9 protein-coding genes are annotated in these 15,061 nt (G+C 63.6%); 7 read left to right on the top strand and 2 right to left on the bottom strand.

Annotated elements, in window-relative coordinates:
* Window positions 1-37 precede the first annotated feature (37 nt).
* Together E7T06_RS02415 and E7T06_RS02410 are read right to left on the bottom strand one after the other, a co-directional pair.
* Entirely contained in the window at window positions 38-3,517 is a 3,480-nt protein-coding gene (locus E7T06_RS02415) for a diguanylate cyclase (protein WP_136364261.1), read from the bottom strand.
* A 303-nt stretch (window positions 3,518-3,820) separates the two neighbouring features.
* The gene (locus E7T06_RS02410) at window positions 3,821-5,266 is read right to left on the bottom strand and encodes an APC family permease (protein WP_136364260.1); all 1,446 of its coding nucleotides are present in this window, start codon (window positions 5,264-5,266) and stop codon (window positions 3,821-3,823) included.
* A gap of 232 nt (window positions 5,267-5,498) precedes the next feature.
* Here E7T06_RS02410 and E7T06_RS02405 point away from each other — a divergent pair, with 232 nt between their 5' ends.
* The 7 genes from E7T06_RS02405 (at window position 5,499) to E7T06_RS02375 (ending at window position 14,755) form a co-directional block, all read left to right on the top strand.
* A complete protein-coding gene (locus E7T06_RS02405) occupies window positions 5,499-7,178 on the top strand; it encodes a PucR family transcriptional regulator (protein ID WP_136364259.1) in 1,680 nt (559 codons plus the stop codon).
* 110 nt (window positions 7,179-7,288) lie between these two features.
* A complete protein-coding gene (gene gabT, locus E7T06_RS02400; protein WP_136364258.1) occupies window positions 7,289-8,599 on the top strand; it encodes a 4-aminobutyrate--2-oxoglutarate transaminase in 1,311 nt (436 codons plus the stop codon).
* A 160-nt stretch (window positions 8,600-8,759) separates the two neighbouring features.
* The gene (gene gabT, locus E7T06_RS02395) at window positions 8,760-10,151 is read left to right on the top strand and encodes a 4-aminobutyrate--2-oxoglutarate transaminase (protein ID WP_136364257.1); all 1,392 of its coding nucleotides are present in this window, start codon (window positions 8,760-8,762) and stop codon (window positions 10,149-10,151) included.
* Window positions 10,148-10,840: a GNAT family N-acetyltransferase gene (locus E7T06_RS02390; protein ID WP_136364256.1), complete on the top strand. Its 693-nt coding sequence runs from the start codon at window positions 10,148-10,150 to the stop codon at window positions 10,838-10,840. The genes gabT (E7T06_RS02395) and E7T06_RS02390 overlap by 4 nt, the downstream gene beginning before the upstream one ends.
* Window positions 10,837-12,384, top strand: a complete 1,548-nt coding sequence (locus E7T06_RS02385; protein ID WP_136364255.1) for an amidohydrolase — start codon at window positions 10,837-10,839, stop codon at window positions 12,382-12,384. The genes E7T06_RS02390 and E7T06_RS02385 overlap by 4 nt, the downstream gene beginning before the upstream one ends.
* Window positions 12,381-13,838 carry an NAD-dependent succinate-semialdehyde dehydrogenase gene (locus tag E7T06_RS02380; RefSeq protein ID WP_136364254.1) on the top strand — a complete coding sequence of 486 codons (1,458 nt, stop codon included), beginning with the start codon at window positions 12,381-12,383 and terminating at the stop codon, window positions 13,836-13,838. Before E7T06_RS02385 ends, E7T06_RS02380 begins: the two co-directional genes overlap by 4 nt.
* A gap of 605 nt (window positions 13,839-14,443) precedes the next feature.
* Entirely contained in the window at window positions 14,444-14,755 is a 312-nt protein-coding gene (locus E7T06_RS02375) for a hypothetical protein (RefSeq protein ID WP_019009215.1), read from the top strand.
* Window positions 14,756-15,061: the final 306 nt, after the last annotated feature.

Raw genomic sequence — 15,061 nt, 5'->3', positions numbered from 1 at the left:
ACCCTTAGACTGTCCCACTCCACCACCCACTCTCCTCTCAGTGTAGCCCCAATTCCCCCAGCAGCTTGCCCAAATCGTCAGGCAGCGGCGTCGGTGGGTAATGACCGAGTCGGTGGTGCAGCGGCGCAAAAAAGTTGGTCATCTCGGTATTGGCGCCCGGATGATGCAGGGCGACGTTCAGCAGCGTGCGGGCCTCGCCGGACTTGTTTTGGCGGTGCAGCACGTCGGCCAGGCCGCCCAACGCTTCGGCCACTACCGAGGGGGCGTCGCAGTGGGCGGCGAGACGGGCGGCTTCCATATGGGAATGCAGGGCCGAATCCCACTGACCCTGCCGTGCGGCGGCGTGGCCCAAATTGACCAGCGCGTTGCCCACTTCCCAAGACTGACCCACGTCCTGTGCGCTTCTCAAGACGCGGCGGCTGAGGCTCACGCTGCGGTCGAGGTCGCCGCCCAGCAGGGCCACCCAGCCCAGCCCGGTCAGGTTCAAAATTTGCTCGCTGGGACTGCCGTACTGCTGCTGCAAGGCCAGTGCCCGCTCAAAAAAGGCGCTGGCTTCAGGCAATCGGCGCTGTTCGGTGGCAACGAGGGCCGCCGTGTTGAGGGTACGGGCCAGCAGCAGCGGACGGCCTAAGGCTTCGGCCTGCGCCAACGTGCTCTGTATAGCCTGCCACGCGGCCGCCAAATCGCCCAAATAAATGCTTGACCGTGCCCAGCCACCCGAAGCCGTGACCTGCATCACGGGGTCGCTGAGGGTCTGTGCGGCTTGCTGGCACTGCGCGTACAAGCGGCGGCTGCGGCGGTAGTCGCTGCGGCGGTGTAAGGTGCGGGCCATGATCAGACTGGCCCAGGCCGCCGCTTTGGGGTGGCCGGCTCCGGCGTTGTGCTGGGTGCGCTCGGCCAACTGCTGCGCCCGGCTGTGTTCGCCCAACTGCTGCCAAATTTGCGCCTGCCACAACTGGAGCCGCAACACCTGCGCCGGGGCAATGCCGTCCAGCGGAAGTCGGAGCGCTGCTTGCAGGTCGTCGCGGGCATCGTAGAAGCGGCCCTGCGCCACCGCCGAGGGGGTCAGGCGGGTCAGGATTTCCAGCGCCTGCGGATGCCGGAGTGCGGGGCCGTGCAGTTGGCCGGTCAGGGCGGCGCGGATCATGGGGTAATGCTGCCCCACCTGCCGCAGCCAGGGCCCACTTTCGGGCGGGTGAAGCGTCAACAGCTCGTGTGCGTGGGCCAAGGCACGCTGTTCGGCCCGCACGCGCACGGCTGGCCAGCGGCGCAGTCCCACCACCCGGCCATAGCGCCTCGCCCCGTCTGACAAGGCCATCAGGCCCGCCGAGACAGGCTGCACCATCCGGCGATCCAGCATGGCGCTCAGCAAAAAAGGCGACGCTTCGGCCACATGTCCGGCCCAAGGCAGATCAAAATGACCGTCCAGCACACTCAGAGCTGCAATAACCCGGCGTTCTGGCGGCCCCAGTTCGGGAAAATCGTATTGCGCCTTGCCGCGCCCTGAGGCCCGCTGCATCTGCTCTAAGGCGGCGGGGAGGCCAAAGCTCCGAATGGTGGTCAGCAGGCCGTCAAGCCGGGGGCATTCCCCGTTCACATGCTCGGTCAGGGCCGCGAGGTCAGCTGGGCTTGGGCCGGAATCATCCGAAGGAGTGCTGTTTGAATTGGTGCCACTTGAGTTGGTTCCACCTGAATTGGGGCCGTCCTGATTGCTCTGGCGATGGCTGGTGTCCCGCCGTAATTCCCACAGCAGCGCGGTCTGCACTTCTGCGTCGGTCACAGGCAGCAGGGGCAACACCGCTTCCTCGGCGGCTCCCAGCGGCGCGTCTGCCGTCACGATCATGCGGGTGTCTGGGCTGTGCTGCCGCAGTTCGCTCAGCAGGCGGGCGGGCAGGGCGTAGGGTTCGGGGCGGTCGAGCATCAGCAGAGTGGGTTGGCGGTTCAGCAGGCGGCTCAGCAGCGGCACATCGGCGTAAGCCACCGGGTACCCCAGCAGCGCTGCCATGATGTGAGCCAAAGTTGCCTCTGGGCTGCGGATGCCTGCCAACGACACCAGATGCAGCCGCGCCGCCGCGTGAGGCCAGCCGCTCGCCAACTGCTCGGCGGCCAGTTGCAGGGCCAAACGGTGGGTGCCCCGGCCTTCCGGCCCCGTCACGGTCAGCAAGGCGTGAGTGCGCCACAGCTCTAACCCCCGCTGGATTTGGCCCATGCGGGCGTGCAGATACGGTAAATGCAGCTTGGGCCACACCGGAAGATGCTGAGCAAGGGAGGCTTCCCAGTGCGGCGCGGGCGCAGGGCCAGCGGTGTCCGGATCACTTGCGCTTGCGCCCAAGTCAGCAGGCCCTTCCCCTCCCCGCTGCGCCTGTGCCCCGCCCACCAACTCGCCGCCTATCATCTCATCCACCGTTTGGTGGCGCAGCGACGCTTCGAGGTGCAGGGCCGCCCACCAGCGGGCCAACTGTGCGGGCGATCCGGCGGCCCGCTGCACCAACCACGCACTTGCCTGTGCGCCCAGCCGCCCGTCCGGATGGTGGTCGATCAGGCGGCGGATGGCCCTGGCACTCAGCGGCGGCAGCGTCATGACGGTTTGGCCGGGGCGCGGGCCAGTATCCGGGCCGCTGTTTCCGCGCCCGGAAATGAGGATGGTGGCCCGCTCCAGCAGTGGCCCAAGTTCGGCGGCGGTGTGTGGGTCAAAGCGCTCCGGCAGGTCGGCAATGATGGCAAGCGGTCTGCTGGCATTCAGGGAGGCCACCAGATCGGCAGGGGCCGGGGCCGACGCAGGAACACCGTTTAACTTGGCGCCTTGCCACGCCCCGTACTGGCGGCAGGCCCGGTAAGCATCGCCGCTCAGTTCTAGGGTTTGGTAACCCAAGCTCTGCGCTACCAGCGTTACGCGGGCCAAAAAAGCGCTCAGTCCCAGCCCCGGCGCACTCTGAATGGTCAGAGTGCTTTGGCTCCCCGCGTGCAGGGCGTGTTGCAGCGCGGCAACGGCCTGTGCGCTGGCTTCATCTCGCTCGAGGAGTCGGGGCAGCGCCGCGCTGTGGCCTTGCGGTTCATCGGTAGCTACTACGCGGCCCCGGCCCTGCCGTTTGGCCAAATACAAGTAGCGGTCGGCCAGTGCAAACAGCTCCAGCGGCGGCGCAGGCGGCGTGTGGGCCGCCGCGCCCATGCTCAGCTTCAGCGGGCGCTCCTGCAAGCTGTCGAGGCGGGCCTGCACCGCCTGTGCCCAAGCCACCACCTGCTCTACCGGGTCGCTGCACAGCACTGCAAATTCGTCGCCGCCCAAGCGGTACACGTTCCAGCCCTCGGGTTTGGCGTCCAGCAGCGCCCGCGTCACATCCCGCAGCGCCTGATCCCCTGCCAAATGCCCAAATGAATCGTTGATGAGTTTCAGATAATCCAGATCACACAGCAGCAGGGTGCAGCGGCCTTCATGGGTGCGCCGCGTTAGGTCGGCATCGAAGGCTGACCGAGTCCATAACCCGGTCAGCGAATCCCGCACATCCGAATGCTGCACTGAGTCTATTGTTTCACCTTTTCCTCAGCTTGGCCTTAAGAAATCTCGCGTCTGGGTCGCTGAATCGTTTTATTCAATCCTCCTGTTGGTCAGCTCGGCCGGAGGAGAGTGAGGGCGCAAGGTCGGTCTTTAGATTGAAGGGCCGGATTGTGCCGCAGTGAATGAGAATGGCCTGAAGGTTCGGGTTTCTTAGAAGCGAACGTGGCTGTCTACGTCTTCCCCCTCCCCCAATTTTCCCAACAATCAGCCCGCTCCAAATGGCGCTGGGCGGGCTGCTGGTACAGATGGAGTGTGGGCAGAGGTCTATAATTCGGCCCGGTCTGACGCCGACATCTCGTGGGTCAGGCGGTCGGGTTGGCCGCGTTTGAAGAGGGCGTTGGTGATCAGGAAGGCGATGGGCGCGGAAGCCAGCAATGCAGCGGCCAGCACCAGAAAACTCGTGCCTTCATCCCGCGCCGTGGTGACGACGGCCACCACGATAATCAGCGCGGGCAGCAGTGAAATGGCGATGACGCCCGGCAGCCCGCCCGGAATGCGGAAGGGCCGTACCATGTTGGGCACCCGGAAACGCAGCACGACCAATGACGTAAATTGCAGCAGCAAGCTCACGCCGTAGAGCAGCACCGTGGTCACGGCCAACGTCTGGAACGGCCCGAACGCCAGCAATGCGTAAATGAGGGAGCAAACGATAATCGAGGTCACTGGGGTGCCGAAGCGGGGATGGCGGGCCACCAGCGCGGCAGGTAAGTAACCGTCCGAGGCCAAGACGAAGGGAAGACGGCTGTTAGACAGCACCATCGCATTAAATAGGCCCGCCGCGCAGAACATGCCGCCTACGGCTACCCAGATGCCCAGCCAGCGTCCGCCGATGGCCGTTGCCAGTTCAGGGAAAAAGGCTGTGTCGCCCCACTTGGTGTAGTCCACACCCGAAGTCAGGCCCGCCAGCACAGGCAAGAGGTAAGCGAAAATAATGAGTGGTACGGCAATCAGCATGGCTTTAGGCACCACTTTCAAGGGCTTCTCGATTTCGCCCAAAATGGTGCTGATGCTGTCCCAGCCGAGGAAGTTGTACATCACGATGAACAGGCCCAGCCCGAACGCCCCGATGATGCCGGTATCGGGCGGCGTCACGGGCAACCAGAAGGGTTCTGGGTTGGCAGCCCAGCGGATGCCCGCCAGCACGAACATCGTGATGAACGGCACGAACACCATGACGGCGAAGACCTTGCTGCTGTCGCCGACCGCTTTTGCGCCCCGAATGTTGAGCAGGCCAAAGCCGACAATCAGTACAGCGGCTACGGTCCAGCGCACCGTTGCCGAATCGTCAATGATGGTGCTGCCGAAGGCGAGGCGCAAAAAGCTGCTGGTGTAGTCGGCAAACAGGGCCGCGAAACTGGCCGCGATGACCAAACCGTACAGCCAACTGATCCAGCCCTGCGTAAACCCCCAGAAGCGGCCCAAGGCGCGTTTGACCCACACGTAATAGCCGCCCTCGACGGGCATGGCGGTGGCGAGTTCGGTCACCATCAGGGCGGTCGGAATGCTCCAAATAAACGGCGTAATCAGGATCAGGGCGATGGCCATGCCGGGCGCGGAACCGGCCACCAGCCCTTCGATCCCGAACGCGCCGCCAGCCACCGTGAAATAGATGACCATAATGACGCCCCACAGCCCCAATTTGGGTTGACCGGGACTAAAACCGGGAACATCGGCAAGGGAACTTCCAGAAGAGGTGGGCTTGACCGTCATGGAAACCTCGCTTGGGCAGGAGTGAAAAAGACGATGGGGCGGAGAAGTGCAAACCGGAGGGCTGAACTGTGGTGAAGAAGCCTCAGCTTAATCAAGTCGTCATGCTGGTGGCCTGTGGCTGTCCTACCAAGTTAGGGCGGCCAACTTGGAGATTGGTCACAATGTCTAGCGTCCGGTATGCTCTGCGGTGTGAAGCTTCACCTGTGCCGGAGCAACTGTTGGAGGCGAACCGATGCAAGTCGCTGACGTGCTGGCGCTGCCCGCTTGTGCCGAGGCGAGGGTGGTGGGGAGGTCTGGCTCAGATCTGACCCGCACGGCCCTCACCCGCACCGTGCGCTTGGCCCACGTCATAGATGTGCCCGACGCCCACAGTTGGGTGCGTCCCGGTACGCTGCTGCTGACCACTGGGTTGTCTTGGCCGCGTGAACGTGCCGCCCTGACCCTCTTCGGGCAGGATTTGGCGCGGCGTGGCCCGGCGGCGGTGGTGCTGGCCGTGCCGCATTTTTTTCCCGCCTTCCCGCCGGAGGTAGCAGAGGCGCTGGCCGCATCCGGTATTCCGGCCCTAGAACTGCCGTGGGAAGTGCCGTTCGTGGAGGTGGTGCAGCAAACCCACGAATTTATTTTGCACGCGCAGGCCGATCACTTGGCCCGCAGCGAATCTATCCACCGCGCCCTGACCCGCGCCGCGCTGGGCGGCCAACTCAGCGACGTGGCCGGAACCTTGTCGGAACAATTGGGACGGGCGGCGTTGCTGCTGGCCCCCAACGGCTATCCTCTGACACGCAGTTCACTGTTGACACGCACCCCTCTGACACACAATTCCGATGACTCGGGCGAATCAGAGCCGGCCCAGATCACGCCTCACCCGGCCCTGCAATCGGCCCCCGATCCAGCGTTGGCGCGGCTGGCGTTGGCCCGTCCCGGCACGGCTCCGCGCCCGCTGGCAGGCGGCATGTTGGTTCCGGTGGTGCTGCGCGGGCAACGCGAAGGCGGCGTGTGGGTGGCGGGGCCCGCCCCCTCTGAACAAGCTGGGCCGGGACACGATCTGGAGGTGCGCGCCGCCGAACACGCCGCGACGGTGGCCGCTCTGCTGATGCTGGCCCAGCAGGATATGGAAGTGTTGGAAGCGCGGCTGGGCTACGCCTTTGTAGACACGCTGCTGGAGGGCAGATTTACCGCCGATTCCAGCCTGCACGAGCGGGCGCGGCGGCTGGGCTTTGATGTGGTGGGCCACTACACGGTGGCGCTGCTGGTGCTGCCCGGCGCACTGCCTCTGCTCCCCGAAGGCTTTGCCCAGCGCGAACAGGCCGCCTCCCAGTTGCGGGGCGCGTTGGTGTCGTTGGGGGCCGCGCCTTTGGTCAGCGTGAGCCTGAATCACATCTGGTTTTTGCTGCCCCACACCCTCAGCGCCGAGCGGGTTTGGGCGCGGCTGGGCTGGCAAGATGGGGGGAATGCCAACACTGGGCTGGGCAACTCTGGGCTGGGCTTGATTCCGGGCATGGTGTACGGCCGGGCGCGGGTGGGCGTGGCGGGTGTGGCGCAGGGCCGGGCCGAAGTGCTGGCGCTGGCCGCCTACGCGCACCCCGGCCAACTGCGCTCCTATGCACAGGTGTTGGTGCCCCGCGCCCTCAGCGGTGACCGCGACGCACAGGCCGACCTGATGCGCGGCCTACTGGAACCCTTGCGCGGGGCGCGGGGAGGAGCCGCCCTGATCGCCACCGTGCAGGCACTGTGCGACACCGGATTTGCACAGGCCGAAGCCGCCGCCCGCTTAGGCATTCACGGCAATACGCTGCGCTACCGCATGGACAGAGTAGAGGCGCTGACAGGCCGCCCACTGGCAGACCCGGCCACGAGGTCGCTGTGGTGGTTGGCCCTGCAACTGGGCGCACTGGAGGAAAACCAATTGTAAGCAATATTGTTGGATGTCCACAAAAAAAACAGTCCATTTTCGTACGCTTGCCCCCATGCATCACTGGGGCCGCAAAGCTTACGCTGGCCCTTCAAAGGGAGGGCTTTCATATGACTATTTCACCGTCCAGAACGGATGAACTGTTGGCGCTGCGGGCATCAGAAATTCCGCGTGGAGTGAGCAACGCGCACCCGGTGGTTGCGGCGCGGGCCGAAGGCGTAAAACTGTGGGATATAGAAGGCCGGATGTACCACGACTGGGTTGGTGGCATAGGCGTGCTGAACGTGGGCCACAACCATCCCCACGTGTTGGCTGCGGTGCGTGCCCAACTCGATCACTTTAGCCACACCTGCTTTCAGGTGGCCATGTACGAGCCGTATTTGCGCTTGGCCCAGCGCCTGAATGCCCGCTTTCCCGGCGCGGAGACGGGGACGCCGACGCCCACCAAAAGCTTGTTTTTTACCACTGGCGTCGAGGCCACCGAAAACGCCATCAAGATCGCCCGCTCCTTCACCGGGCGGCCCGCCGTGATTTCGTTTACGCACTCCTTTCACGGGCGCACGCTGATGGGCATGACCCTGACGGGCAAAAAGTCGTACTACTCGCAGAATTTCGGCCCCTTTGCCCCCGACGTGTACCACGCGCCGTTTCCCTACGAGTACCGGGGCGTCAGCGTGGAGGCGGCCATCGAGGGGATGCAGGAACTGTTCCGCACCACCGTCGACCCCTCCCGCGTGGCGGCCATCATCCTCGAACCTGTGCTGGGCGAAGGCGGCTTTTTGGCCGCGCCCACCGCGTTCTTGCAAGCCCTGCGCGACATCTGTGACCTGTACGGCATCGTGTTTATCGCCGATGAAATCCAGAGCGGCGTGGGGCGCACGGGAAGTTTTTGGGCCATCGAGCAAAGCGGCGTGCAGCCCGACTTGCTGACCTTCGCCAAAAGTATCGGCGGCGGCCTGCCCCTGTCGGGCGTGACGGGCAAGGCCGAAATTATGGACGCCCCGGCTCCCGGCGGCTTGGGCGGCACCTACGCGGGCAACCCGCTGGCGTGCGCGGCAGGCATGGCCGTCATGGATTTGTTCGATGACCCGGCACTGTTGGCCCACGCTGAACAGGTGGGCGAGCGCCTGTTTGCCGCCTTCCGCGCCCTGCAAGCCGAAGTGCCCCAAATCGGCGACGTGCGCGGCCTCGGCCCGATGATCGCCATGGAATTTGTGCAAGACCCGCAGACCCGCGCTCCTGCCCCCGAAATTGCCACCAAAATTGTGGAAGCCGCCCGCCGCCGGGGACTGCTGCTGCTGAAGGCGGGCATGTACGCCAGCGTCATTCGGGTGCTGGTGCCCGTGACCGTGACCTTTGAAGAACTCGAAGAAGGTCTGGTTATTTTGCGGGCGGCAGTGCTGGAAGCGGTGGGCAGGTAATTAGTTAGATTCACAATTTCTTGTAACCCCCCCAGTCCGCTTCGCAGCCAGCCCCCCTTAGAGGGGAGCACAAGCGCTTTTGTCCCCACCTCTAAGGGGGGCGTTGCAGAGCAACGGGGGGGTTCACCCTCCACCCCAACCCAAATATCAAGGAGTCCCCATGACCTATATCAACCTGAAAACCGCAATCCCCGGCCCGAACAGTGTGGCGCTCCAGCAGCGGCGTGCGGCAGCCGTGAGCAAGGGCTTGGGGCAGGCCAACGCCGTCGCCGTGCAGTCGGCGCGTGGCTCACTCGTCACCGATGTCGACGGCAATACCTTCATCGATTTGGCAGGCGGCATCGGCATGATGGCGGTGGGTCACAACCATCCCAAAGTGGTGGCGGCGGTGCAGGCGCAGGTGGCCGAAGCGATTCATCCCTGTGCGCTGGTGACGAACTTTGAGGGCTATCCGGCACTGGCCGAACGCCTGAACAGCCTCACTCCCGGCGACTTTGCCAAGAAAACTCTGCTCGCCAACGGCGGCGCGGAAGCCGTGGAAAACGCCGTGAAAATTGCGCGGGCGTACACTGGGCGGGCAGGCGTGATCGTGTTCGAGGGCGCGTATCACGGGCGCACCAACCTCACGATGGCGATGACCTCCAAATATGGCCTGTTCAAAAAAGGCTTCGGGCCGTTTGCGCCGGAAGTGTACCGCCTCCCCTTCCCCAACCCTTACCGCGCCCCCGAAGGTCTGAGCAGTGAGCAGTGGATCGACTGGTGTTGCTGGAACCTCGAGAACGCGTTGGTGGCGCACATCGACGGCTCGGCGCTGGCCTGCATCGTCATCGAACCCGTGATGGGCGAAGGCGGTTTTATTCCCACGCCTGCCAAATTCCTGCACAAAATCCGTGAACTGTGTGACCGCACTGGGGCTGTCATGATCGCCGACGAAATTCAGAGCGGCAGCGGGCGCACCGGGCGGCTCTACGCCATCGAGCACGCGGGGGTCGTACCCGACTTGTTGGTCAGCGCCAAGAGTTTGGGGGCCGGAACACCCATCAGCGCCGTCACGGGCCGCGCCGAAATTATGGATGCCCCGCATTTGGGCGGCGTAGGCAGCACTTACGGCGGCAGCCCGATCAGTTGCGCGGCGGCCCTCGCGGTACTGGACATTCTGACCGAACCCGGCTTTTTGCAGCAGGCCGAAATGATCGAGCGCGTCATCCGTGACGTGTGGGAACCCCTGCGCGGCGAATTGCCCATCGGCGATATTCGTGGCGTGGGCGCGATGATGGCTGTAGAATTTGTCAAAGACCCGCACACTAAAGAGCCGTGGATGGATCTCGTGGCCGCCGCCGTGCCACTGGCCGTGGGGCGCGGCGTGCTGCTGATTCGGGCGGGCCTGTACTCCAACTGCCTGCGCTTTTTGCCTGCGCTGGATATTTCTGAAGATATGCTGCGCGAAGGCCTGAGCGCCGTTGTGGACGCCATGCGTGAAGCGTATGCAGGGGTGCGCCCCGCCCCGCTTGACGCCGCCGTTCCCGCCCAAGAACAGCCCGTCCCGGCATGACCAGCACTGCCCTCACTGAAGTTCAGGGCCGCTCCGTGTTGGCCGCCCGTAGCGATGGCCGTTACGTGGTGGTGCAGGCGCAGGCCAGCGACGCTCCCGCGTTGGAAGCCGTGCAGCGGGCCTGTTTTCCCGACCTCAGCGAATCGGAACTCGCCACCGAGCGGCATTTCTTGGCGCATCAGGCACAGTTTCCGGCGGGGCAATTGGCGGTGTTGGACAGCCAAAGTGGGCAGGTGGTGGCGTCCAGCAGCGACTTCCGGATGCAGGTGGATTTTGCCCACTACGCCCACCCGTACCTCGAGGAAACGGGCGACAACCTGTTCACCACCCACGATCCGCAGGGCGATTGGTTGTACGGCGCAGACATCGGCGTGCATCCGGACGTGCGCGGGCAAGGGTTGGCGACGCTGCTGTACGGCGCACGTCACGACCTCGTGCGCCGCCTGAACCTGCGTGGGCATGTGGCCGGAGCCATGCCCAAAGGCTACGGCGCGGTGTGCAGCACGCATTCTATAGAGCAGTACGTGATGGAGGTGGTGCGGAATGAGCGGGCCGACCCGGTGCTGAGCGTGCAACTCAAGCGCGGGTACGGCGTGTGGGGCATCATTCCGGACTATTTGGAAGACGAATCGTGTGGCGGCTACGGCGTGTTTATCGTGTGGCGCAACCGGGGTCATCACGCCCCATGAGCCAGCCTCCCGCGACCCTCTACACAGGCGGCCCTATTTACCCGCAGGCCGACGGGCACGCTGTAAAAGCCCTCGCGGTGCGCGGTGGCCGGGTGCTGGCGGTGGGTTCGGTGGAAGAAGTGCGGGCCGCCGCTGGAGCGGATCACCACGTGCTCGATTTGGGCGGCGATACCTTGCTCCCCGGCTTCACTGACGCGCACGTGCATGTGTGGAAGGTGGGGCAACTCCGCACCACGCTGCTGGATTTGCGCGAAGCCCACTCTGCTCAGGAAGTGGCGGGATTGGTGTCGGCGCGGCACCGGGAATTGCCGCCCGGAGACTGGCTGTGGGGACGCGGCTGGAACGAGGCGCGGCAAGGTCTAATTCCCGACCGCGCTTTGCTGGACGCCCTCGCCCCCGGACGCCCCGTGTTGCTGACCCGTACCTGCGCCCACATTCACGCCGTAAATACGCGGGCGCTGGAAGCGGCGGGCATCGGCCCTGATACGCCCGCTCCTCCCGGCGGCGAGTTGGATTACGAGTCGGGCCGCTTGACCGAAACGGCTTACGGTCTGGTGTACGGCGCGATGCCCACGCCCACGCAGGCGCAGTTTGAAGCGTGGATTTTGGCGGGACTCACTTACCTTAAGTCGCTTGGTCTCACCGCCGTCACCGACCCCGCTGTAGACGCGCCCCTGTACGCTGCTTATCAGGCGCTGGACGCGGCGGGCCAGTTACCCATCCGGGTCAATGTGCTGTACATCCGCAGGCCCGATGGCGGATCGGAGACTTTGCCCCTACCCGAAAAACGCCTTTCAGATCGGCTGCGCTGCGACAGCGTCAAGTTTTTTCTAGACGGCGGTCTCAGCGGGGCGACGGCGGCGGTCAGCGTGCCCTACCTGAACCTTGCACCGCCCAATTTTGGTGTCCTGCGTTTTGAGACTGACGAGTTGTACGAACTGGCCCGCGAAGCGCGTGAACACGGCTTCCGCATCGGCGCACACGCGATTGGGGATGTCGCTTTAGATCAACTCTTGTCGGTGTATGCCCGCCTGAATGCCGAGCATCCCGGCGGCCCGCGCCACCGCATCGAGCATTTCGGGTTGCCGTCTGCCACGCACTTGCAGCAGGCCCACGCGCTCGGCGTGATTGCCGTGCCGCAGCCGATTTTTCTACACGAACTCCGCGCCAACTATGACCGCTACATTCCCCCCCAACTGGCCGGGCAAGTCTTCCCGTTGCGGGCCATGTTCGCTGCGGGGCTGGATGTGGCTTTTTCCAGTGACGGCCCGGTGGTGCGCGAATTGCGGCCCCTCGCGGGCGTGCAGGCCGCGGTGTCAGAGGCCTACGTTCCGGGCATGAACGTGACGCTGGCGCAGGCCTTGGGCGCGTACACGCACGGCGGCGCGGTGGCGCACGGCGACTCACACGAGCGCGGCAGCCTGCGTCCGGGCTTCCGGGCCGACCTCACCCGCATGGGCGGCGATCCGTTTCATACTGAGCTTCACCTCCTCTCCGACCTTCCCGTTCACGGCGCACTTGTTGCCCAAAGTGAGACAACATGACCACCCAAACCCTGCTGAATGATCCCGTCACCCGCACCCGCGCCTATTTTGACGGCGAGTGGCGCAGCGCCCCCAAAACCTTTGACGTGATTCATCCCGGCACGCTGGAAAGCATCGGCGCGGTGGCCGATTGCAGCGCCGACGACGCCCGCCGCGCCATAGACGCCGCCGAAATTGCCCTGAAAACGTGGCGCAAGGTCAATCCTTACGAGCGCGGCAAAGTGCTGCGGCGCTGGCATGACCTGATGTTCGTGCATAAGGAAGAATTGGCCCGCCTGATGACGCTGGAAATGGGCAAACCGATCACCGAAACGCGGGGCGAAGTGCATTACGCCGCCAGTTTTATCGAGTGGTGCGCCGAAGAAGCCGGGCGCATCAGCGGCGAGCGCATCAGCATGCGCTTTGACCGCAAGCGCGGTTTTACCAGCAGCGAGCCGGTGGGCATCGTGTACGCCGTGACTCCGTGGAACTTTCCGGCGGGCATGATTACGCGCAAAGCGGCTCCGGCGCTGGCTGCGGGCTGCGTCATGATTCTCAAGCCTGCCGAACAAAGCCCCATGACTGCGCTGTATTTGGCCGAACTGTGGCTGGAAGCGGGCGGCCCCGCCAACACGCTGCAAGTGCTGCCCACCAACGACGCCCCCGCCTTCACCGCGCCGTTTATGGCCGATGAGCGCGTGCGGAAAGTGACGTTCACGGGCAGCACCGCCGTAGGCCGCTTGCTCTATACGCAGGCCGCCAAAACCATCAAGCGCGTGTCGCTGGAACTGGGCGGCCACGCGCCTTTCCTCGTGTTTGCCGACGCCGACCTAGAAAAAGCGGCGCGGGAAGTGGTAGGCAGCAAGTTTAGAAACGCGGGCCAAACCTGCGTCAGCACCAACCGCGTATACGTTCAGCGTGAAGTGGCCGCGGAATTTACCCGCATTCTGGCCGAAAAAGCCTCTCAACTCGTGCTGGGCGATCCATTGCTGGACGGCACCAGCGTCGGCCCCGTCGTGGAGCAGGCGGGCTTAGATAAAGTTCAGGCACAGGTTAAAGACGCGCTGGAACGCGGCGCAACGGCAGTCATCGGCGGCGCGGTAGATCACGGCCTGTTCTTTCAGCCCACCGTGCTGACCAACGTGGCCGAAGGTAGCCTGATCCTGCGCGAAGAAACCTTTGGCCCAGTGGCCCCCATCGTCATTTTCGATACCGAAGAAGAAGGCCTGCGCCTCGCCAACGACAGCGAATATGGCCTCGCCGCTTATGCCTACACCAGCGATCTGGGCCGGGCCTGGCGCGTGGCCGAAGCCTTGGAATACGGCATCGTGGGCATCAATGACGGCATTCCCAGCGCCGCCGCGCCGCATGTCCCGTTTGGCGGCATGAAAAACAGTGGTGTGGGCCGTGAAGGTGGACACTGGGGCCTCGAAGAATATCTGGAAATCAAGTTCATCAGTATGGGCATCGACTGAGGTATTGGGCGTGAAGGGCAGGGTGAAGAGCGTCTAAGGGTCTAAGGAAGTGCAATCGCGTTGCTCACTCACCCCCTCCCCAGTCCTCCCCCCTCAAGGGTGAGGGAGTAACACCAAGTTTCTCACTCGTGCCGTTTGCCCTTGCCCGTTGCGGGACTCGCAGAGCTGCGCAGCAGAGAGGGGCGCTGCACCGCAGCGGGGTGAGGGGGAAGTTCAGCGGCGAACCCGCCCAATCCAATCCCAGATGCAGCGGCACAGCAACAACGCCGCTGCATCTTCGCAGTCCTCCCGCATCTAAATATCATGAGAGCGTGCGATACTAGGACTTGACAGTGGATTTGGAAGCCTCTTCCAGATTGCTTCTCTGAATTGATTTTGTTCGTCTGAAGCGGCATGAAGTTTATCCGCTCCTCTTTTTTCGCGCCCAGTTCACCTTGAGGAGTTGCGGCGTTCGTCAGGCTGATTCTGTTCCAACAGCCCGTTTATCTGCGTGGGCTTTATTCCTTGCCTCCGCTCCTCATTGTCCTCCCCACATTTGCCTCACTCCCCCTGTTCGCTCTTGGACACTGTCCACTCTTGAACACTGTTTCCTATTGGAGTTTCCCATGTTGACCCTTCAAGGCAAGTACCACGTTGCACAAAACAAGCGCCTCACGATTTTGGCCGAAGCTACCGCCAATCAGCCCATTCCGTTGGCCGTCGACATTGACGCTCTGCGAAATGCCTGCGCCGACACGGGACGCTGTGACCTGTACGTGATGACGCAGCACGGCCTGATGCAAGGCACGCTCGTCGAAAAGCGCCCCATGAAATTCAACTTGGGTTCTTACGAGGGCCACCTGTCCTTCCTGCCCGCCGATAAAAAGGCCGAGCATGTTGCGGCCACGGCGGCACGCACGTTGCAACATCAGGGCTAAACAACGTCCGATAAAGTAAGGAAAGAGGCAGGCACTCCGGACAATGGGTTGCCTGCCTTTTTAGTGTCTATTGGGCACACTTGGTTACTGATCTAAAGGTCATCTTCATAGAGATTCTCAGGCTCTTTAAGCAATTTGCCCCATTTCCTACCACCCAAGTATGAAAAAATATTCAAGTCAGAGAGAAGCGTGTCAGCCGTCATTCAAACGGAGTATTGACAACTGACTTGAGGGCTAATTCTCATGAGATTGGGCAAAGAAAGCCAGAATACTGGATTGGAAATCGGGGCAAAACGCACGCCGACG

It is taken from the genome of Deinococcus sp. Arct2-2 (assembly GCF_004801315.1).
In the GTDB taxonomy this organism is placed as follows: Bacteria; Deinococcota; Deinococci; order Deinococcales; family Deinococcaceae; genus Deinococcus.
The sequence above is the reverse complement of the archived record's forward strand: the minus strand, read 5'-3'. Positions and strand labels throughout refer to the sequence as shown.